Below are 20,013 nucleotides of genomic sequence, written 5' to 3' on the forward strand. Positions count from 1 at the left end.
GGGGGCGATTGCTCAGCTAATCGCCAAACTTGGCCTGCAACCCGACCTGCTTAAAAAAAGCGAGCCATTTAAAACGGCTCGCTTTTTTATCGGGTGATGGAGATCGGACCAGAAGGTCTGGTAACTAGCCCCGGATATATAGCGTTAAGGCTTGGGTTTGGTCGGACGCTGTGTCAGCGAAGGACGCACCATGCCCAGCAACTCATCGGCAATGTGGGCATTGCCTGCGTAGACGTGGCCACTGACGGGCCAAGACTCTTCCTGATACAAGTCCTGGCACACACCCTTGGCTTCACGCACCAGCAAGGTGCCAGCGGCAACGTCCCAGGGGGCCAGACCCATTTCCCAATAACCGTCGTAACGGCCGCAAGCTACCCAGGCCAGATCCAGTGCCGCCGCGCCCATGCGGCGTACGCCACGGCTGCCGGTAATGGCGGCGTTCAGGCTGGGCATGTACTGGTCGGAAAAGGAAAAGTCGCGGAATGGAAAGCCGGTGGCCAGGACCGAATCCGCCAGTTTTTTGGATGAGGAGGTTTGAATACGGCTGCCATTTAACCAGCTACCTACGCCGTACATGGCTGTAAACATTTCTTCGCGGCACGGGTCGTACACCACCGCAATGACGGGGGTGTCCTGGGCCAGCACGCCGTTATCCATCTGGGTGCCTGCCGGAGCGATCAGGGCGACCGAAACCGCGTAATGGGGGATGCCATGCAGGAAGTTGGTGGTGCCATCCAGCGGGTCTATATACCAGGTGGGACGGCCTGTATTCACGCCACCGCTTTCCTCGGCCACGATATCAATATCGGGGGTGCGTTCCATCAACACACTGATGCAGGCCTGCTCGGCTTCGTGATCGGCTTGCGACACCAGGTCGTTGTGCATTTTGTTGCTGATCACCAGAGAGCTACGGTCCGACGCATAGGCTTGTAAAATAGCGGCGGCGGCATGGGCTGCAGTAACAGCAGCGTCCAGGCAGGCGCTGAGCGGTAAACGTGACAATGGCATGGCAATCCGGTTTTGAAAAAAGAAAAGTCTGGAACAGGGACTTTTCATTGTACGTGTTTGTTGGTGTCAGTTTGATTAAGGCCAGTTTAAGGGGTTCAAGCGTGTGTGATGGTTGTTTTGGGCAAGAAAATTAATGGTCGCTGCTGCTTCTGAGCCCTTGGTGCCCGCCGTTCTGGAGTTCAACGATCACGGCGTGCCCGTCAGTGCGATCTATCAAGATAGCTACCATCCCGCCGATGGCCCCTTGGGCCAGGCCCAGCGGGTTTTTCTGCATGGTAATGGCTTGCCCGAGCGATGGCGGGGACGGCGTCAATTCACGATTTGTGAAACCGGCTTTGGTTTAGGGGCCAGTTTCCTGGCGACCTGGCAGGCCTGGCGTCAGGACCCGGAGCGTAGTGATCGTCTGCACTTTGTATCTGTAGAGGCCCATCCCTTCCGTCAGAGCGATTTGGCGATCTTGTACGCGCGCTTACCGGAGGAGTTGCAGGAGCAAGCCCAGGAATTATTGGCAGCCTGGCCTACGCTGGTGCCAGGTATACACAGGCTGGAGCTGAATGAGGGCCGCGTCACACTGACCTTGGCCTTTGGACAAGCCGAAACCATGATGCGTGAGCTGCAGTGCCATGCTGACGCGTTTTATCTGGATGGCTTTGCGCCCCGGGGGAATCCCTCGATGTGGTCGCGCTCTGTGTTGGGGCAGTTGGTGCGTTTGGCGGCGCCGGGGGCGACAGCGGCTTCCTGGTGTTGTGCCGGGCAGGTACGGCGTGATTTGACCTCGGTAGGCTTTGAAGTCGAGAAAGTGCCGGGAGCAGGTGGCAAATGGTGCACCATACGCGCCCGTTTGCGAGCACATCTTGGACGGCGTGGCAATTTGCCGGAGCAGCAGGGCCGGGTAGTCGTGATTGGGGCCGGTTTGGCCGGTGCGGCCTGCGCCTGGGAGTTGGCTCGCAAAGGTGTGCCCGTTCTTGTTTGTGATCCCGTCTTGAGTAAAGGCCTGGATGCGACTCATCAAGGCCATCGTCTGGCCGCGATCTCCCCCGTTTTTGCGCTGGATGACGCTCCCTTGGCTCGTCTAAGCCGAAATGCTGTGCTGCATGCCTGGCAGGGCTGGAAGAGCCTGCCGGAGGCGGCCCGTCCGCGTCGAGTAGGCACGCTGGTTTTTGGACAGGCAGGTAATAGCGATGCCGATATTCAGCAGGCGTTGGAGCATCTGGCCTTGGACACGGACTGGGTGCAGTGGCAGGATCGTGAACAAGGTTCCGCTCTGGCTGGCGTGCCCCTGCAAGGCGGAGGTCTGTTTTTCCCGCAAGGGATGGTGGTTGACCCCAGCGCCTTGGTCGCACATTTGCTGGATCATCCCTTGATTCAATGCCTGCCCGAACAGGTATTTCTGCAGACGACGCCAGAACCGGGGGTATGGGATGTTTGCAAACCCACCGGAGAAACGCTGGAGCGCAGCAATCGAATTGTGATTGCCGCCGCCGCTGACAGTGTGAGCGTGCTGCCCGAGGAGGTCGTGGCCGCATATCCTATGCCACGGCTGGCAGCGATGCAGCGTCTGGCCGGACAGATTACATATCTGCCTGCCGGGCAAGCATTGAGTAATGGTGAAGTGACTTTAAGCGGTCAGGGCTATATCCTGCCTGTTGGCCCTTACGGACAAGTTATCGGTAGCACCTATGAACGTTTTGGTGAATTTGCCCAGGTCAGCGCCCAGGGACATCAGCAAAATATTCAAAAAGTCTCAGCCATGCTGGCTGAGCCCGCCGATGTGGATATACCTGAACACGGCTGGGCCGGTTGGCGTTGTGCCTTGAGTGATCATTTGCCCGTGATGGGTTTTGTGCCGGGCCAGCCCGGATTGTTTATGGCTGCGGCTTACGGCTCACGAGGATTGAGTTGGAGCTTGCTGGCAGCCAGCTTGTTTGCCGCTTATTGTCTGGAGGAACCAGTTCCTTTGGAGCGGCGTCTGGAGCAAGCCTTAATACCCCGCTAAGGCCAGTTTTTCGATTTATTTCGGCGAAATTTGAAGCAACATTTTCCTTTGTAGCGCAAATACGTCAAAATAGTGGCCTTGTTAAGTAATCTTGAGCGTGACCCTGCGATCAGCATCGTGCCGTTCGCTCCACTCTGACGACGTGACACAATTGTTTAATCATCTGAGTTTGTTGACGACGAAACCGGCCCTGGCCGATTTCGCTTTTGTCGAAACCGATTTTGCGCTGCGCATCGAAGCCCATGCGCCGGGTGTTTTTCGTTTCCGCTGTATGCCGCTTGCCCGGCTGGATAATGAAAAAATCAGTCCCCGTGCTAAAGCTTTGAGCGACATGCTGCTGGCCCGCCATGAGGCGGTCAGCGAATTCCAACTGGAAGCGGCCGACTCTGGCTGGCGGATTGAGCAGGGCGAGCTTGCCTTGCACATCCAGGCCAATCCCTGGCGCTTCGAAATCCGCCGTGGCGAGCAACTGCTTTTGAGCAGTGCCGAGCAGCCTTTGACGCTTGTCCAGGAACCCGCTGCCTGCTGGCAACTGGATCTGGCTCTGGCCGAGGAAGACGCTCTGTATGGTTTGGGTGAAACCCTGGGCGAGCTGGACCGCCGCGAAGAAACCCTGGATAGCGACCGCCCGGACGACCGCAGCTTGCCTCTGCTCTGGAGTACGCAAGGGTGGGGCCTGTACATCAATACCTTTGAACGGGTCGAGCACGATCTGGGTCAGCAAGACCTGGATTGCTACCGCGCCAGTGTTCATGCGGCTGAGCTGGATTTCTTCCTGTTCCTGGGCGACCCCAGCGAGATCATCAACCAGTACTCCGCCTTGACGGGTCGTGCTGGGCAACCGGGTGTCTCGCCCATGGGCTTGTGGCTGGATGCGGCCCAAGCGCAGGACGTACAGTCCCTGCGTGATCTGGCCAACCAGTGTCGCGAACAGGGTATTGCTCTGGATGTGGCCGTATTGCCTGCGCCCGAGCCCTACGATTTCCAGCAAGACAAACCTGCTCTGGAGTGGAACCCGGCTCGCATGGCGGATCCGCGTGATGCTTTCTCCGCTTTGCAGAACGATCAGTTGCAACTGGCCGCCTGGACACGTCCTTGTGTGCTGGCGGGCACCAGTCTGTTTGAAGAATGGGAAGATCGCGGCTGGTTGCTCATCAATGATGATGACGGCTGCGCCTATGTCTTCCCCGGTGATGAGCTAAGCGGTGGCCGTGACTACGGCTTGCTGGATCTGACCCACAAAGACGTATTCCGCATGTGGACAGAGCGCCAACGCCAGATGGTCGACGACGGCCTGGGCGCGGTGCTGTGCAATGCCCGTTTTGATATTCCCGATGCCATTACCAGTCGTGGTGGTGAGTCTGGCGCTTTGTTGCGTGCGATTTACCCCGTGCTGGCGCGTCAGGCTTTGTTTGATGCCGTGGCCGGTCACAAGACGCCGCAAGAAGGCGTTGTGGCCAGTCGCGATTTGAGCCCCTCGTCTCAGCGCTTTGCCTGGCAGTTGGGTCCACAGGTTGAAAATACCTGGGCGGGTCTGACACAGTCCTTGAAGTCGGCTTTGGCAACGGGCAATAGCGGTGTGCCTATCCAAGTGCATGGCCTGGGCAATGCCGCCGCATCAACTAGTGAAATGACACCCGAGCTGTACCTGCGTTGGCTGGCGATGTCGGTGTTCTCGGCCAACTTCAGCTTGCAAGGTATTCCTGCTCTGCGTCCTGATGCCTTCGACGAAGAAACACAAGCGCATGTGAACCATTGGCTGGAATGGCGTTTCCGTCTGGTGCCTTATGTTTTGGGCATTATTGAAGACGCTGTCCGTACCGGTTTGCCGGTACAGCGCTCCATGGCACAGAGCTTTCCTGGTGATAGCCAGGCTCGCTTGTGGGATACCCAATATCTTTTGGGCCCGGCTTTGTTGGTGGCGCCAGTCTTGCAGCCCGGTCAAGAGATCGAAGTCTACTTGCCTGAGGGCGATGCCTGGTGGGATTTGAGCACGGGTTGGCGCTACGAAGGCGGCACCACCTTGACCATGACCGTGGGTCTGGATCGTTTGCCAGTCTTTGGCCGTGAAGGGCATATGTTGTGTCTGGGGCCTGTGGTCAAGCATACCTCCGAGTTCAACTCGGCCCGTTTGCTGGATGAAGTCTGGATGTTTGGCATGCCCGAGCACAGCCCGGTGGTGATGCGCAACAAGATTCGCGTCATGCAGATGCAGGGTTCCAGTTACATCAAGGGTCTGGAAGGCTTGAAGATTCTGCCGTCTGAAGGGCTAGAGGTTAAACGCCGCGGTGCCGAGGTTCGTATTTCTCGTGCCCGTTAAGCCGTAGACGAGTCTGATCGTCTTTGAATGCCTCCCGGCATTGGAGTCTGACTCCAGTATCGGGAGGCATTTTCTATTCATGGCTCGATAGACCAGGATGCAGATGTTCAGATTTTGTTTCTGAAACCGGAAAAAAGAGAGAGGCAAGGCCTGCCAATGCTGTTATTTCCAGGTTTTTCAAGAAAAAATGCGTTTTCTCCTATTATTTTGCATTTAGGGCTTGACGAGTCCTTGGAATCAGGCCATAATTTCATCTTTCAGTAGGGGGTCGTTAGCTCAGTCGGTAGAGCAGCGGACTTTTAATCCGTTGGTCGCGCGTTCGAGTCGCGCACGACCCACCACTAAACTGAAAACGTAGAAACAAGGCCGCGCTTAGCGGCCTTTTTCTTTGGGCGCTTGCCTTGCACAGCCAAGGTCACATCCGCGCATTGGCCGGTCGGAAATCTTGCTATACAGTGCAGCCCTCAGTATGGTTTCAATATTTCCTTGGGTTATATCTATCTGGTCATAGTCAAATTTGCTTTATGGTAAATTTCGCTTACAGCTCAGGCTTTTATAACTCGACTGACTAACTAGGCTGAGTTCATTTTGATTCGTCTTGAACACATCTCAAAAACCTACTCTTTGGCAGGCAAGACCGTTCATGCATTGAACGACGTTTCCTTGCAGATTCACCAAGGAGAGGTCTTCGGTATTATTGGTCGCTCGGGTGCTGGAAAAAGTACGCTGATCCGCATGCTCAATCTGCTTGAGCAACCCAGCTCGGGCCAGGTTTGGGTGCAGGACCAGGACATCACACGCTTTTCGGGTGCGCAGTTGCGCGCTTTTCGTCAGGGCGTAGGCATGGTGTTCCAGCATTTCAATCTGCTTCATTCCCGTACGGTTCTGGATAACGTCTGCTTTCCTTTGCGCTTGGCAGGGGTGGATCGTACCCAACGTCACGCTCGCGCTTTGGAAGTGCTGGAGCTGGTGGGCCTGAAGGACCATGCCAATAAATATCCCCGTCAGTTGTCCGGTGGGCAACAGCAGCGCGTCGGTATCGCCCGCGCCTTGGCAAATCGGCCACAGCTTTTATTGTGTGACGAAGCCACTTCCGCGCTAGACCCGGAAACCACGCAGTCCATTTTGCGTTTATTGCGCGAGATTAATCAGGAACTGGGCCTGACCATTGTGCTGATTACCCACGGCATGGACGTGATTCGTTCCGTCTGTGATCGCGTTGCCGTGATTGATGCGGGCAAGATTGTGGAATGTGGTGAAGTGCTGGATGTGTTCTTGCATCCCCATCACCCCACCACGCAGTCCTTGCTGAGCGAAAGCGGCGTGAATGCTGATGACTGGCATGCCTTGGCTGAAGGGGTCTCAGGCAGCGTGATGCGCTTGAGTGTGCGTGGTGTGGCGACGACCGAGCCTTTGATCAGCCGTATTACCAGCCAACTGGGTCTGAATGTCAGCATCCTGCAGGGCGCCATTGGCCGCATCAAAACCGAGCCTTACGGGCAACTGGTTGTAGCGGTGGAAGGCGATGCGCAGGCTAAAGCGGGGCTGGATGCCTTGCTGACTGAATTGAATGTCCAATTTGAGGTATTGCGGCCATGAACTTTAGCAATTTGGATTGGGCGCTAATTGGAGAGGCCACGGTTGATACCTTGTTGATGACAGGGATCTCGCTGGTTTTTACCGCCATTATTGGTTTGCCTTTGGGCGTGCTGCTGTTTCTGACCAGCCGCAAGCAGATGCTGGATAACGCCTGGATTTACCAGTCCTTATCCTTGGTCGTGAACATTTTGCGTTCCGTGCCATTTCTGATTTTATTGATTGTCATTATTCCGTTGACGCGAATCCTGGCCGGGACCTCCCTGGGAGTACAAGGTGCGATTCCGCCTTTGGTCTTGAGCGCTGCGCCGTTTTTTGCCCGTTTGGTGGAAAACGTGCTGCGCGAACTGGACCCCGGTGTGAATGAAGCCTGCCGTGCCATGGGGGCCAATTCCCGTCAGACCGTGTTGCTGGCTTTATTGCCCGAAGCGACCACAGGAATTGTGGCGGCCCTGATTGTCACGGCCATTGCTCTGGTGGGGTATTCGGCCATGTCCGGTGTGATCGGCGGTGGTGGCCTGGGTGACCTGGCCCTGCGCTTTGGCTATCAACGATATCAAACGGATGTCATGGTGGTTACCGTGACTATCCTGGTGGTGCTGGTGCAACTCCTGCAGGTGTTTGGAGACGCCATGGTGGCTCGTTTGAGCCGAAAATAAGTCCCGGCAGCGATCGTCATAGTCCTGCCTTTCTGAAACTGGAGTCGCTCATGTCTTTGAAGAAATTTGTTCCCGTTCTGGCCTTGTCCGTGTCGGCTCTGCTGGCCAGCGTGGCCCAAGCTGCCGAGACCCTGTCGGTTGCTGCTACCCCCGTGCCTCACGCCGAGCTGCTGGAGTTTGTGAAGCCTGCCTTGGCTAAAGAAGGCGTGAACCTGGATATCAAGGTGTTCACCGACTACGTGCAGCCTAACCAGCAAGTTGCTGACGGCCACATTGATGCCAACTTCTTCCAGCACAAGCCTTACCTGGATACCTTCAACAAAGAACACAAAACTGATCTGGTGTCGGTGGCCGTGGTTCACGTTGAGCCCTTTGGTGCTTACTCCACCAAGATCAAGAGCCTGGACGAGCTGAAAGAGGGTGCTCTGGTCGCTATTCCTAATGACCCATCCAATGGCGCACGTGCTTTGTTGCTTTTGCAAAAGGCCGGTGTTCTGACGCTGAAAGATCCTTCCAACATCCTGGCAACCTCGCGCGATGTGGACCAGAACCCCAAGAAGCTGAAGTTCAAGGAACTGGAAGCCGCCACCTTGCCACGCGTTCTGGCGGATGTGGATATCGCCCTGATCAACACCAACTACGCGCTGGAAGCCGGTCTGAACCCCACCAAAGACGCTTTGGCCATTGAAGGTGCAGACTCTCCTTACGCCAACTTGATCGCGGTAGCCGCCAAGTCCAAAGATGATCCACGCGTTGCCAAACTGATCCAGGCTTTGCATAGCGAAGACGTGAAGAAATTCATCGCTGACAAATACAAAGGCTCGATTGTTCCAGCGTTCTGAATCAAGTTTTGATACGCTTGCGTAGATGAGAAACCTCGGGATTTCCCGAGGTTTTTCTTTTTTTAAAACTATTAAATACAAAGAGTTGGCTTGCTTCGGGTAGGATAGATCAATGCTAGGGCAGGTCATGAGCCTGCGCTGACTTGGGAAAAACATCGAACTGGCTGGTTTCAGGCCAGTCCCTACAGAGGAGTGACGGATGTTCAATAAGAAAATGAAAACCCTGATGGCTGGCCTGACCTTGGCCTTGGCTTTGCCCGCTGGGCAGGCACTGGCACAACAAGGCAAAGAGCTGGTGGTCGCAACGGATACGGCGTTTGTGCCTTTTGAGTTCAAGCAAAATGGCAAGTACACCGGCTTTGATATCGACTTGTGGGATGCCGTCGCGAAAAAGGCCAATCTGAATTACCGTTTCCAGCCTATGGATTTCAACGGCATTATTCCAGGTCTGCAAACACGCAATCTGGATGCTGCGCTGGCAGGGATCACCATCCGGGACGATCGTAAACAAGTCATCGATTTCTCCGACCCCTACTATGAAAGCGGTCTGGCCATCCTGGTCAATACTGACAACTCTGCCATCAAGGCCGCTTCCGATCTGGAAGGCAAAACAGTGGCTGTGAAGATTGGAACAGCAACTGTGGACTTCATGCAGCGCTCGGTGCCGACCGCCAAGCTCAAGCTGTTCCCCAACATCGACAACGCTTTCCTGGAACTTGCGACGGGCCGTGTGGATGCTGTGGTGCACGACACACCTAACGTGCAGTACTACGCCCAGACGGGTGGCAAAGATCGTGTGAAGGTTACGGGCGCGGTCAAGAGCGGCGACTTCTACGGTATTGCTTTCCCCAAAGACAGCGAACTGGTTCCTGTCGTGAACCAGGCTTTGAAAGACATCCGTGCCGACGGTACTTACGACAAAATCTACCAGAAATGGTTTGGCAAGCAGCCTGATTAAACAGGTTTTGAGCTAAGCGCATGCCAAGCGGTGATCGCGTGTCGTAACGGATCACCGCTTTTATTTTTTGACGCTCTGTTGTGGGCGTTTATTCAAAGACAAAGGTAGCACTGTGACTTTTGAATGGGACGCTATCTGGGGGGCTATGCCTAGCCTTCTGGAAGGTACAAAAATGACGCTGCTCATTACCCTTTTGGGTTTGGTGGGTGGCGCTGCATTAGGTTTTCTGACTGGGGTGATTACCACCTATATCCGGGTGCCGGTCACCTGGCGCCGAGCTGCCCTGTTCGTGTTGGGCGTGTTCGCACTGGGCTTTTTGCTCAAGGGCTTGTCCTGGCTGATGGGCAACTGGCTGAGCTTTGTGCCAGCCTGGATCTGGAGCTCCATACAAGCGCTGATTGTTCTGTCTTTGCTGGGCTTTTTCAGGCGCTATCTGCTGTATGTGATCTCTTTCCTGTGTCAGCTCTATGTGCTGTTCATACGCGGAACGCCTATTGTGGTGCAGGTGATGTTCATCTACTTTGCGCTGCCCATGCTGGCTAATATCCGCATTGACGGACTGACGGCGGCGATCTTCACCTTGATGATCAACTCCGGGGCCTATATCTCCGAGATTGTGCGGGGTGCCTTGCAATCGGTGCCCAAGGGCCTGAAGGAAGCCGGGGAGGCCATGGGCCTGCCATTTCACAAGATTTTGCGGCACATCATCGGGCCGGTGGCGTTTCGCCGCATGATTCCGGCTATGGGTAACCAATGCATTATCAGCTTGAAGGATTCTTCGCTGTTTATTGTGATTGGTGTGGCTGAGCTGACCCGCCAGGGCCAGGAAATTATTGCCAATAACTTTCGTTCGGTGGAGATTTGGGGAGCGGTGGCAGTGATCTATCTGATCCTGACCGGCCTGATTGCCCTGACTCTGAAGTTGATTGAACACCGCATGAGGATTGTATGAGTATTGTCGAGTTCAAGAAGGTCAGCAAGCGCTTTGGGGACAATATCGTGCTCGACGATATCAGTCTGAATATTGATAAGGGCGAAGTGGTTGTGGTGGTAGGTCCATCCGGTTCGGGGAAATCTACTTTTTTACGCTGCATCAATAAGCTCGAAGACATTCAGGCTGGCGATATTGTGGTCAATGGCTTGAGCGTCAATGGCACGCCAGCCCAGGTGCGCGAGCTGCGCCGGGAAGCGGGCATGGTGTTTCAGCAGTTCAATCTGTTTCCGCAGATGAGTGCTCTGGAGAACGTCATGTTCGGTCCTGTCCATACGCGTGGCACAGGACGTGCTCAGGCCCGTGAGGAGGCCTTGGATCTGCTGGCCAAAGTCGGGCTGGCCGAGCGTGTGAATCATTACCCTAACGAGCTGTCCGGTGGGCAGCAGCAGCGGGTGGCAATTGCGCGAGCCTTGGCCATCAAGCCCAAGCTGATGTTGTTTGATGAGCCTACCTCGGCTCTGGACCCGGAGCTGCGTCAGGAGGTCCTGAAGGTCATGCAATTGCTGGCAGAGGAGGGCATGACGATGGTGGTGGTGACGCACGAAATGGATTTCGCGCGTCGTGTGGGCAGTCGCCTGATCTTTATTGATCAGGGTCGCATTGCGCATGATGGCCCGCCTGCCGAGCTGCTGAGCAATCCGCCCAGCCAGCGCCTGAAAGACTTTTTGCAGCATGTTGCCTAGGACGACGGTAAAGGTTTTGAGGCAGGCAGAGCAAGATAATAAAAAAGCCCTTCAGGGATTTGGCTGTTTGGCCAAGAACCTGAAGGGCTTTTTTTGAGCCTGCTCGCTGCAGTCTGACAGGCGGCGGGCTGGTTTTATCTAGCGGGTGTTACGTAGATAGTACGGGTAGCGACTACGCGGTTGGCGCCATCGGGTTTGATGCGAATGGTGACCTGGCGTGGTGTAAAGCCTGCAGGCAGCTCTGCGGAACCGTTGATATAGGCATAACGGCCCACGCTGACGGCCTGGCTGGGCAGATCCACATTACCGGAACGACCATTGGTGTAACGACCGGCCGCTACAAATTCCATGGTGCCGCTGAATTCAGCCTCTTTGCCCTTGTCCTGCATCAGCAGCACAAAATGGTTCAACTGACCGTCGCTAATGCTGAATTCGGCGGCACGAATACCGGGCGAGGTTCCGCGTGGGTCAGGAGGCATGGCATCGGCAAACAGCGCGATGTCTTTTTCCAGCTTGGTGACCATGGCTTGCAGATCGCCAGTCTGTTTGTCCAGCTTGCCTTCTTTCAGGCTGACTTCTTCCAGGTCGCGGCTGGTTTGGCTCAATTGGCCTTGCAGGCGCTGCTTGTCAGCATTGGCGCTGTTCAGGTCGTAGTGCAGTTGTTCCGACTGCTCGACGGTCAGACGGGTGGGGCCATAGCTTTGCTGCAAGAACAGCAAGCCGCCTGCTCCTAGTGCAATACCGGTTAACAGCAACACAAACCAGCGTGGAATGCGGCGTTTTCGGCGGCTGGAGCCGTAGGCGGTGGGTTTGAACACGGTGCGTTTGGAGGAACCAAGCATGAGAACAGACGTTCCTGTCAGACAAGGGACTCAGGCAAACCAAGTCCTGATTACAAAACCCATTAGCATAGACGTCATTGGGGCTACGGAGGCGGGATAGCTGGCTTTGTTGCCCTTTGTTGTGCTTGGAAACGTCTGCCAGCTAGCCGGGAAAATATCAGTTTACTGTGAGGGTGCTAACGATTCCAAGTGTTGGTTTAACTGGGCCAAACGCTCGGGGGTGCCAACATCCATCCAGAAGCCTTGATGCAAGGTGCCCAGCACCTGGTGACGATCAATCGCGGCGTAGAGCAAAGGAGCCGCTTTGGCAGGCTGGTCTTTGGCCAGATCTGCAAACAGCTCGGGTTTGTAGACACCGATACCGCTCAGGGTGGCACTGCGGGCACCGGCAGCGGTTTTTGCGCACAGATGCAATTGTCCATCCTGCATCCCGAAGTCGCCTTCAGGGTGGTGAGGCGGATTGGGGGTCAGGATGAGCCAGGCTTGCTCAGGGCCTTCCCGCAAGCGCTCAGCCATGGCAAAGGCCTGGGCGGGGTCCCAATCGGACCAGATATCGCCATTCATCAACAAGAAAGGCTGGTCCTGGAAAAAATCCAGTGCCTTGGCAATGCCACCAGCAGTTTCCAGTGCCGATGATTCTGGCGAGTAGCTCAGACGCAGCCCCCATTGGCTGCCGTCACCCAGCGTGGATTCGATCTGCTCACCCAACCAGGCGTGGTTGATGATGACGTCACGAAAGCCTGCCTTGGCCAGCGCACGCAAGTGCCAGACGATCAAGGGTTGACCACCCGCTGGAATCAGCGGTTTGGGGCAGGTGTCGGTCAAGGGGCGCATGCGCTCGCCTCGACCGGCCGCCAGAATCATGGCGCGCATCAGACCGTCATGCCCAAAACAGTTTGGCGACCTTCGAGGCGATTGAGCAGGCGCAGCAAGCCGTTGAAACACTCGTAGCGGCTGGCGACTTGATGCACATAGCCCAGCAGGCGCGGCATGTGGTCCAGATAGTGGTGCTTGCCGTCGCGTAGCGACAAGCGGGCAAACACACCCAGAATACGCAGGTTGCGCTGCAGGCCCATCCATTCGTACTGCTGATGGAACACCGCAAAGTCGGCGGGTACGTCCAGACCGGCTTCCATGGCGGCCTGCCAGTAGCGAATCGCCCAGTCCAGTTGCTGCTCTTCGGTCCAGGTGACGCGGGCGTCCATGACCAGGGAAGCGATGTCATACGTGATCGGGCCAGCCAGGGCGTCCTGATAGTCAATGACGCCGGGTTCGGTCTGGCCGGGCAGGGGCATCATCAAATTAGGGCTGTGGAAATCCCGATGCACGAGTACAGTAGCGCTTTGCACATTGGCCTGAACCAGCTCGGCAAAGGTTTTGCGCAGCATTTCCTGATCTTTCTCGCTCAGCTCAAACTGGCGATGCTTTTGTATGTACCACTCCGGGAACACTTGCAGCTCTTCCAGCAGGCGCTGTTCGTTGTAAGGAGGCAAACCGGTGGTGTCGGCCTGTTGCAATTTCACCAAGGTCAGCAAGGTGCTGCGGTACAGTTTGTCCAGTTCGCTTTGCGGCATGGGGTTTCGCAGCGCGTTCTGAAAATTGTCCTGGCCCAGGTCGCTGAGCAGTAAAAATCCTTGTTCGGTGTCGGCCGCCAGAATTTCGGGGACATGAATGCCAGTCGGTGCCAGTAGTTCGGTGACATGCACAAAGGGTTTGCAGTCTTCAGTTGCCGGGGGAGCATCCATCAACACGACGGTGCGATCCTGGGCCTGCAGACGAAAATAGCGGCGAAAACTGGCATCGCTGGACGCTGCGTGCAGGCTATCCAGATCCAGCCCGAATTGGGCTTTCAGGGTGTTTAGCCAGGTGATGGCTTGCTGCAAACGAGGGTCGGTAGCGGCAGAAATAGAAGCAGACATAAATAGAGGGAAGCAGAAGATCGTAACGGATTAGTGTTTAGCAGTGCCGCTAAACGGCAGGCTTAACTATAATACCGGGTCGCCAGGGTTTTTCACCTGGTACGAGCAAATGCAGGACACAACTGGAGGCGCAGTCTTAGTGCGAGTTGCGGCGTGGTACATCGTGTTGATGATGACAGGCATGGGGATTGCCCAGGCTCAGTCGTCCGTGCGTCCGTCTTTAAAGACGTCCCCCGGTTTGCAAGTGCGCAAGCTCCAGGAAGAGGATATGGCCGTCTACTTGATAGGCGACCAAATGAAAACGCTGGAAGACGGCACCTTGCGTCTGGAAGGCGGCGCCCAGGTACGGCGTATTGATTCTGTCGTCAAAGGCGACCGGATCGACTATCAGGAAAAAACCGGCCTGGTTGAAGTGCGTGGCAATGGTCTGATCATGCGCGATGGCGCTTTGGTGCGCAGCCCGGAGTTTGATTACAACCTGGATGCGGATACGGGGCGCATGTCGTCCCCGGAGTTCTGGCTGGGCGCCACCGGCGGCAGCGGAACCGCGACGCAGGCTGATATTCTCAGCTCCAACCATATGCGTCTGTCCGATGTGAATTATTCGGGTTGCCCGTGTCCCGAGCCTGCCTGGTACATCCAGTCACCCAAGGTGGATCTGTATTCCAAGGAAAACGAAGGGGTGGCGCGCAATGGCGTCTTGTACTTCAAGGGTGTGCCCCTGTTGTATTCCCCCTACTTGACCTTCCCGCTGCGTAAAGAGCGCAAGTCCGGTTTCTTGCTGCCTACCTATGGCATGACGACCCGCGGTGGTTTGGACCTGAGCGTACCGTACTACCTGAATCTGGCCCCCAATTACGATGCCACGCTGACGCCGCGCCTCATGAGCAAACGGGGTGCGATGCTGGGTGGCGAATTCCGTTACCTGGGTGATAGTTTCTCGGGCGAGTTGACGGGTAATTACCTGCCTGATGACAAGGAGCTGGGCTATAAGCGCTGGTTGTTCATGGGGCAGTATCGCCAAAACTTGCCCGCTAATTTCTATCTGAACGCAGACATTCGTCGTGTCTCGGATGATGACTATTTTCGTGACTTCAGCAGTTTCGGCCTGAACGACTCCACGATTCAGGATCTGGCCAGTACTGTCACTCTGGGCTGGGGCGGTTCCAAGTATTTCCGTTCTCACGTCAGTGCGACGCGCTATCAAACCTTGCAGGACTCCTCTACCTGGTATCGACAGCCACAGTACGACAAACTGCCCGAATGGTATTTGGGTGCAGCCCGTTATAACTGGGGTGGTTTCGATGTGGTCAGCGATAACTACGCGACCCGGTTCCGTATGCCGTTTTACAGCGGTAATCTGAGCGAGTTCGACAATATGCGCAGCACACGTCTGGCTCCAGACGGTACGCGTTTTTCGTCTTACACGACGGTGGCTTATCCTGTCGTTCGTCCAGGCTGGTACATCACCCCTAAAGCAGGCTTGCACATGAGCCAATACCAGACCGACTGGTATGTAGGTGATCCCAATATGGCCAGATTCGCTGATCGTGCCCGCACGCAAAGCCGTGTACTGCCGATTTTGTCCGTCGACTCGGGCATGACCTTCGAGCGCGAGACGACCTTGTTCGGCAACGACTCCATCCAGACTCTGGAGCCACGTGTTTACTATCTGTATGTACCTTACCGGGATCAGTCTACGCTGCCCTTGTACGACACCAGTCTGGCCAGTTTCAACTTCGCCCAGGCGTTCAGCGAAAACATCTTCTCCGGTGGTTGGGACCGTATTTCCAATGCCAACCAGGTAACGGTAGGTTTGACTTCGCGTTGGCTGGATGCCGATACGGGCTATGAGCGTCTGGTGCTGCAAGCGGCCCAGCGTTTGTATTTTGATAAGCAAACCGTTACTTTGAGCGATGAAAAAGCGCGCACCAGTACCCGTTCCGACTACCTGGTCGGTGCCAGTGCCGCCTTGACCAACACGTTCTCGGTGAACTTTGATGCTCAGTTCAACCCGGATGAAAGACGCCGTAACCGTTTGGCTTCCGGTATTCGTTGGCGTCCTAAACGCCTGGCAACACTGGGTGTGAACTATCGTTATGAGCGTGACCCGCGTCAGGTTGTCGATCCTACCTTCACGCCACTGGAAGAGGATCATCGCGGTAAAGAATACGTTTCCATGACGGGCCAATGGCCCTTGAGCAACAAGCTGTATGCCGTGGGACGTTACGATTACTCCATCCAGGAAAGCCGTGGTACGCAAACTGTGATGGGGCTGGAATACAAAGGGGACTGTTGCTGGGCAGCGCGTGTGGTCATGCAACGCTATGCTGTTTCGGCTCGGGAAACCAATAAAGCCATCTACTTCCAGTTGGAGCTTTCCGGTCTGGGCGGGATTGGTAACGACCCTATCAAAATGCTGCGTGATCGCGTGATTGGTTATGAACCCATCTCGGAACCCGTACAGGAAAAAATGATTCATGAGAGGTATGAATAATATGCGTTTCAGCTTGAAAAACCGTACCCTGTCATTGGCCTTGATGGCTGTAATGGGTCTGGGCACGGCCCAAATGGCTCAGGCGCAGTCCAAGCCCGCTAGCAGCAATAAAGCGGTCAAGGCCGCTGCTCCCGCCGCCGCTACCGCTCCACAGTTTGTGGATGGGATTGCTGCCGTGGTCAATGACGAGGTCATTACTTTGCGCCAGGTGGATCAGGAAGCGGCCCAGGTGCTGGAGCAGTTAAAACATCAGAAAATCCCTGCGCCTGATCAGGAAGTGTTGCGCAAGCAGGTCTTGCAGCGCCTGATCAACGAACGTCTGGAACAGCAAGAGGCGCGTGCCATGGGCATTTCGGTAGGCCCGCAGCAAGTGGACGAAGGCGTGCGCATGATCTCTTCGCGTAACGGCATGAGCGAAGCTCAATTGCGTGCCGAGATCGAGAAAAATGGCATTAGCTGGGCACAGTACCGTGACAATCTGAAGCAGGAAATCCTGCTGGATCAGTTGCGTATGCGTGCGGTCGACAGCAGCATCAATATTACCGATGCCGACATTGATATTTACTTGCGCTCGCAAGGCGGTGCAGGTCTGGGCAATCTGGGGCAGTCCGCGGCACAAAGCCAGGATGCACCTGTAAGCCTGGCGCAGATTCTGGTGCGTGTGCCTGAAGGTGCGAACTCCAGTGAAGAAGCCCGTTTGCGTACCAAAGCTGAAGGCCTGTTGGCCCAGGCTCGTTCGGGCGCGGACTTTGCCGGTTTGGCTGCTTCCAGCTCGGATGGTCAGGAAGCGCTGAGTGGCGGTGTGATGGGTACCCGTCCTTTGTCGGACTGGCCTGATCTGTTCGCCCAGGCCGTTCATCAATTGGCCCCCGGTCAAGTCTCCAACCTGATCCGTAGTGGTCAAGGTTTCCATATTCTGAAGGTGCTGGAGCGTGGTGGTGCCGCGCCAAGCAATACCTCGCCTGTAGCCAGTGCGGCATCGGCTCAATCGGGTCCCATGATGGTGACTCAGACTCATGCCCGCCATATTCTGGTCAAGCTCTCCAAAGTCATGACCTCCGAGCAGGCACGCCAGCGCATTGAGCAATTGCAAGTGCGTTTGCGTAATGGCGAGTCCTTCCAGGATCTGGCCAAGCGCTACTCGGAAGACAGCAATGCTCCACAAGGTGGCGATCTGGGTTGGCTCTCGCCTGGCGAGACCGTGCCTCCGTTCGAGCAAGCCATGGACAAGTTGCAGCCCGGTAACGATACCGCTGTGGTGGAATCCCAGTTTGGCTGGCACCTGATTCAAGTGATCGAGCGCCGCACTCGCAATATGGAAGGCGAGTACAAGCGCATGCAGGCTCGTCAGGCTTTGTTCCAGCAACGTGCTGAACCTGCCTTTGAAGACTGGCTGAATAGTCTGCGTGGTCGTGCGTATATCGATAACCGTTTGGACCCTGAGTCCAGCACCCGCCGTCGCTAAGGATAGGTATGGCCCAGCATCAGGCGCGCAAGCGCTTTGGACAGAACTTCCTGGAAGATGAGGCCATCATCGACCAGATTATCCGTGCGATTGGCCCTCGGCCTGTCGACAATATGGTGGAAATCGGTCCGGGCCTCTCGGCCCTGACCCGACCACTGACTCAGGCGCTGGAGCGCTTGCGTGTAGTTGAGATTGACCGTGATCTGGCCTCCCGGCTACGGAACAATTACTCACCCAGCAAGCTGGAAATCATTGAGGCAGATGCGCTCAAAGTAGACTTCGGGGCTTTGGGCCCGGACCTGCGTATTGTAGGGAACCTGCCCTACAACATTTCCAGCCCTTTGCTCTTTCATCTGTTGGATCACGCGGAAGCCGTTGTTGATCAGCATTTCATGTTGCAGCGTGAGGTTATCGACCGTATGGTCGCCAAACCCGGTTCCTCAGATTACAGCCGCTTGTCGGTGATGTTGCAGTCGCGCTATCGCATGGTTAAGTTGTTTGAAGTGCCTCCCGAGGCATTCAACCCACCACCGCGTGTGGTGTCTGCGGTCGTGCGCATGGTGCCCTTGGCGGCAGATCGTCCCCAGGCGCGTGATGCGCGTGTGTTCAGCCAGGTTGTGGCTCGGGCCTTCTCGCAAAAGCGCAAGATGTTGCGGGGTGGTCTGGGTGACTGGGCAGCTCATATTGACTGGGAGGCGCTGGACATTGCACCTACCAGCCGTCCGGTGGATTTGTCCTTGGAAAAGTACATTGCCCTGGCTGATCACCTGATGGATAAGGGCGTCATACAAGCCTCCTGATAGACAAAACTCGCTAATAAAAAACACCCCAAAATCGGATATTGATTCCGTTTTGGGGTGTTTTTCATGGTGGCCCATCTTCAGGCCATGCATCGCTGAAATGCTCAGTTACTCTTGACCTAGTCTGCTGGGGAAAAGCTCCGTGCGCTCATGCTGCGTTCAAGGCTCCTAGCCAAAGAACCAATAGCAGACCGCAATTGAGGCCAGTACGCCCGCCAGATCAGCAATCAAGGCGCAGGAAACTGCATGGCGGGCGCGTTGTATCCCTACTGCACCAAAATACACCGCCAGGACGTAGAAGGTCGTTTCTGTACTGCCTTGCACGGTGGCACCCAAGAGTGCCGGGAAGCTGTCTACACCATGGTGCTGCATGGTCTCAATCAGCAGAGCGCGAGCCGCACCCGCGGAAAAGGGTTTGACCAGGGCGGTGGGCAAGGCGTCAATAAAGCGTGTATCCAGGCCTGTCAGATTCACCAGCCAGCGGATCATGTCCAGTACGATATCCAGCGCGCCAGAGCTGCGTAGCACGCCTACCGCGCACAACATGGCAGCCAGGTAGGGCAGCAGATCCCGAGCGACAACAAAGCCTTCCTTGGCCCCTTCTACAAAGGTTTCGTACAGCGGGATCTTGCGTCGCCAGCCCATCAGCAGGAACAGCCAGATAATCGACAGTAACGTCAGATTGCCCATCAAGGAGGAGAGGGACTGGATAGCTGCCGCGCCCAGCGTAGCCAGCAAGGCCATGAAAGAGCCCAGAATCAGCGCAAACACCCCAAACCAGAGCATCAGCACGGGATCGAATAAGCGCAGACGCTGCACCAGGGCCACACTGAGCAGTCCAGCCAGCGAGGACGCGGTGGTGGCCAGCAGAATGGGCAGGAACACCATCGTGGGGTCCGGCGCACCTTGTTGGGCTCGGTACATGAAGATACTGATAGGGATCAGCGTCAGCGATGAGGCATTCAGCACCAGAAACAGAATCTGGGCGTTGGTGGCGGTGTCCGGATGCGGGTTCAGTGTCTGCAAGGACTTCATAGCCCGCAAACCGATAGGCGTGGCGGCATTGTCCAGGCCCAGGCCATTCGCGGCGAAGTTCAGCGTGATCAAGCCCAGGGCAGGGTGTCCTGCTGGGACACCAGGCATCAGACGGCTGAATAGCGGCCCCAGTAAACGGGCCAGGGTATCGATCAGCCCGGCTTTTTCGGCGATCTTCAGAAAACCCAGCCACAGGGTGAGCGTGCCGAAAAGCAGCAGCATCAGTTGCACGGACAGAGCAGCCATATCGAACAGGCTGCGCACCATCTGCGCAAAAATTTCGCTATTTCCCCCTACCAGCCACTGGTAAAAGCCGCTGACAGCGGCAATCAGGAAGAAAGACAGCCAAAGAGTATTGAGCATAGTGTTGGCAGTAAACAGGGCAGGGAAAAGCCAAGC

16 protein-coding genes and 1 tRNA gene are annotated in these 20,013 nt (G+C 55.9%); 12 read left to right on the forward strand and 5 right to left on the reverse strand.

The features are described 5' to 3' along the window. Positions 1–144: 144 nt before the first annotated feature. Positions 145–1,008 carry an inositol monophosphatase family protein gene (locus tag JYG33_RS17580; RefSeq protein WP_207873424.1) on the reverse strand — a complete coding sequence of 288 codons (864 nt, stop codon included), beginning with the start codon at positions 1,006–1,008 and terminating at the stop codon, positions 145–147. A 133-nt stretch (positions 1,009–1,141) separates the two neighbouring features. On the opposite strand from JYG33_RS17580, the gene mnmC reads away from it, so the two are divergent. From mnmC to glnQ, 9 genes are all read left to right on the forward strand, one after another. After that, positions 1,142–3,004, forward strand: coding sequence for an FAD-dependent 5-carboxymethylaminomethyl-2-thiouridine(34) oxidoreductase MnmC (mnmC, locus tag JYG33_RS17585; RefSeq protein WP_207873425.1), 1,863 nt, complete (start codon positions 1,142–1,144; stop codon positions 3,002–3,004). Between the two features lie 151 nt (positions 3,005–3,155). After that, entirely contained in the window at positions 3,156–5,324 is a 2,169-nt protein-coding gene (locus JYG33_RS17590) for a glycoside hydrolase family 31 protein (RefSeq protein ID WP_207873426.1), read from the forward strand. 265 nt (positions 5,325–5,589) lie between these two features. Continuing rightward, positions 5,590–5,665, forward strand: a tRNA-Lys gene (locus tag JYG33_RS17600). Between the two features lie 247 nt (positions 5,666–5,912). Next, complete coding sequence (locus tag JYG33_RS17605) at positions 5,913–6,923, forward strand: methionine ABC transporter ATP-binding protein (protein WP_207873428.1); 1,011 nt, start codon at positions 5,913–5,915, stop codon at positions 6,921–6,923. Next, positions 6,920–7,579 (forward strand): methionine ABC transporter permease, encoded by a 660-nt coding sequence (locus JYG33_RS17610; protein ID WP_207873429.1) that lies wholly within the window; start codon positions 6,920–6,922, stop codon positions 7,577–7,579. Before JYG33_RS17605 ends, JYG33_RS17610 begins: the two co-directional genes overlap by 4 nt. 50 nt (positions 7,580–7,629) lie before the next feature. Further along, on the forward strand, positions 7,630–8,421 hold the full coding sequence (locus JYG33_RS17615) for a MetQ/NlpA family ABC transporter substrate-binding protein (protein WP_009455007.1): 792 nt from the start codon (positions 7,630–7,632) through the stop codon (positions 8,419–8,421). 199 nt (positions 8,422–8,620) lie between these two features. After that, the gene (gene glnH, locus JYG33_RS17620) at positions 8,621–9,379 is read left to right on the forward strand and encodes a glutamine ABC transporter substrate-binding protein GlnH (protein WP_207873430.1); all 759 of its coding nucleotides are present in this window, start codon (positions 8,621–8,623) and stop codon (positions 9,377–9,379) included. Positions 9,380–9,719: 340 nt separating this feature from the next. Next, positions 9,720–10,331 carry an ABC transporter permease subunit gene (locus JYG33_RS17625; RefSeq protein WP_243430357.1) on the forward strand — a complete coding sequence of 204 codons (612 nt, stop codon included), beginning with the start codon at positions 9,720–9,722 and terminating at the stop codon, positions 10,329–10,331. Beyond that, positions 10,328–11,056: a glutamine ABC transporter ATP-binding protein GlnQ gene (gene glnQ / locus JYG33_RS17630; RefSeq protein ID WP_207873432.1), complete on the forward strand. Its 729-nt coding sequence runs from the start codon at positions 10,328–10,330 to the stop codon at positions 11,054–11,056. Before JYG33_RS17625 ends, glnQ begins: the two co-directional genes overlap by 4 nt. A gap of 134 nt (positions 11,057–11,190) precedes the next feature. On the opposite strand, the gene JYG33_RS17635 is transcribed toward glnQ, so the two are convergent. From JYG33_RS17635 to JYG33_RS17645, 3 genes are all read right to left on the reverse strand, one after another. Continuing rightward, a complete protein-coding gene (locus JYG33_RS17635) occupies positions 11,191–11,898 on the reverse strand; it encodes a hypothetical protein (RefSeq protein WP_207873433.1) in 708 nt (235 codons plus the stop codon). Positions 11,899–12,060: 162 nt separating this feature from the next. Continuing rightward, complete coding sequence (gene murU, locus JYG33_RS17640) at positions 12,061–12,771, reverse strand: N-acetylmuramate alpha-1-phosphate uridylyltransferase MurU (RefSeq protein WP_207873434.1); 711 nt, start codon at positions 12,769–12,771, stop codon at positions 12,061–12,063. Beyond that, positions 12,771–13,817 (reverse strand): phosphotransferase, encoded by a 1,047-nt coding sequence (locus tag JYG33_RS17645; RefSeq protein WP_207873435.1) that lies wholly within the window; start codon positions 13,815–13,817, stop codon positions 12,771–12,773. The genes murU and JYG33_RS17645 overlap by 1 nt, the downstream gene beginning before the upstream one ends. Positions 13,818–13,956: 139 nt before the next feature. Here JYG33_RS17645 and JYG33_RS17650 point away from each other — a divergent pair, with 139 nt between their 5' ends. From JYG33_RS17650 to rsmA, 3 genes are read left to right on the forward strand one after another with little or no spacing between them, the layout of a single operon-like run. Beyond that, a complete protein-coding gene (locus JYG33_RS17650) occupies positions 13,957–16,314 on the forward strand; it encodes an LPS-assembly protein LptD (protein ID WP_243430220.1) in 2,358 nt (785 codons plus the stop codon). Then, entirely contained in the window at positions 16,307–17,779 is a 1,473-nt protein-coding gene (locus JYG33_RS17655) for a peptidylprolyl isomerase (protein ID WP_207875928.1), read from the forward strand. The genes JYG33_RS17650 and JYG33_RS17655 overlap by 8 nt, the downstream gene beginning before the upstream one ends. Before the next feature lie 8 nt (positions 17,780–17,787). Then, on the forward strand, positions 17,788–18,579 hold the full coding sequence (gene rsmA, locus JYG33_RS17660) for a 16S rRNA (adenine(1518)-N(6)/adenine(1519)-N(6))-dimethyltransferase RsmA (protein ID WP_207873436.1): 792 nt from the start codon (positions 17,788–17,790) through the stop codon (positions 18,577–18,579). 168 nt (positions 18,580–18,747) lie between these two features. Here the strand turns inward: rsmA and JYG33_RS17665 are convergent, their stop codons facing one another. Next, the gene (locus JYG33_RS17665) at positions 18,748–19,977 is read right to left on the reverse strand and encodes a spore maturation protein (protein ID WP_207873437.1); all 1,230 of its coding nucleotides are present in this window, start codon (positions 19,975–19,977) and stop codon (positions 18,748–18,750) included. Positions 19,978–20,013: the final 36 nt, after the last annotated feature.

This window comes from Alcaligenes sp. SORT26, assembly GCF_017377875.1.
Taxonomy (GTDB): Bacteria; Pseudomonadota; Gammaproteobacteria; order Burkholderiales; family Burkholderiaceae_B; genus Alcaligenes; species Alcaligenes parafaecalis.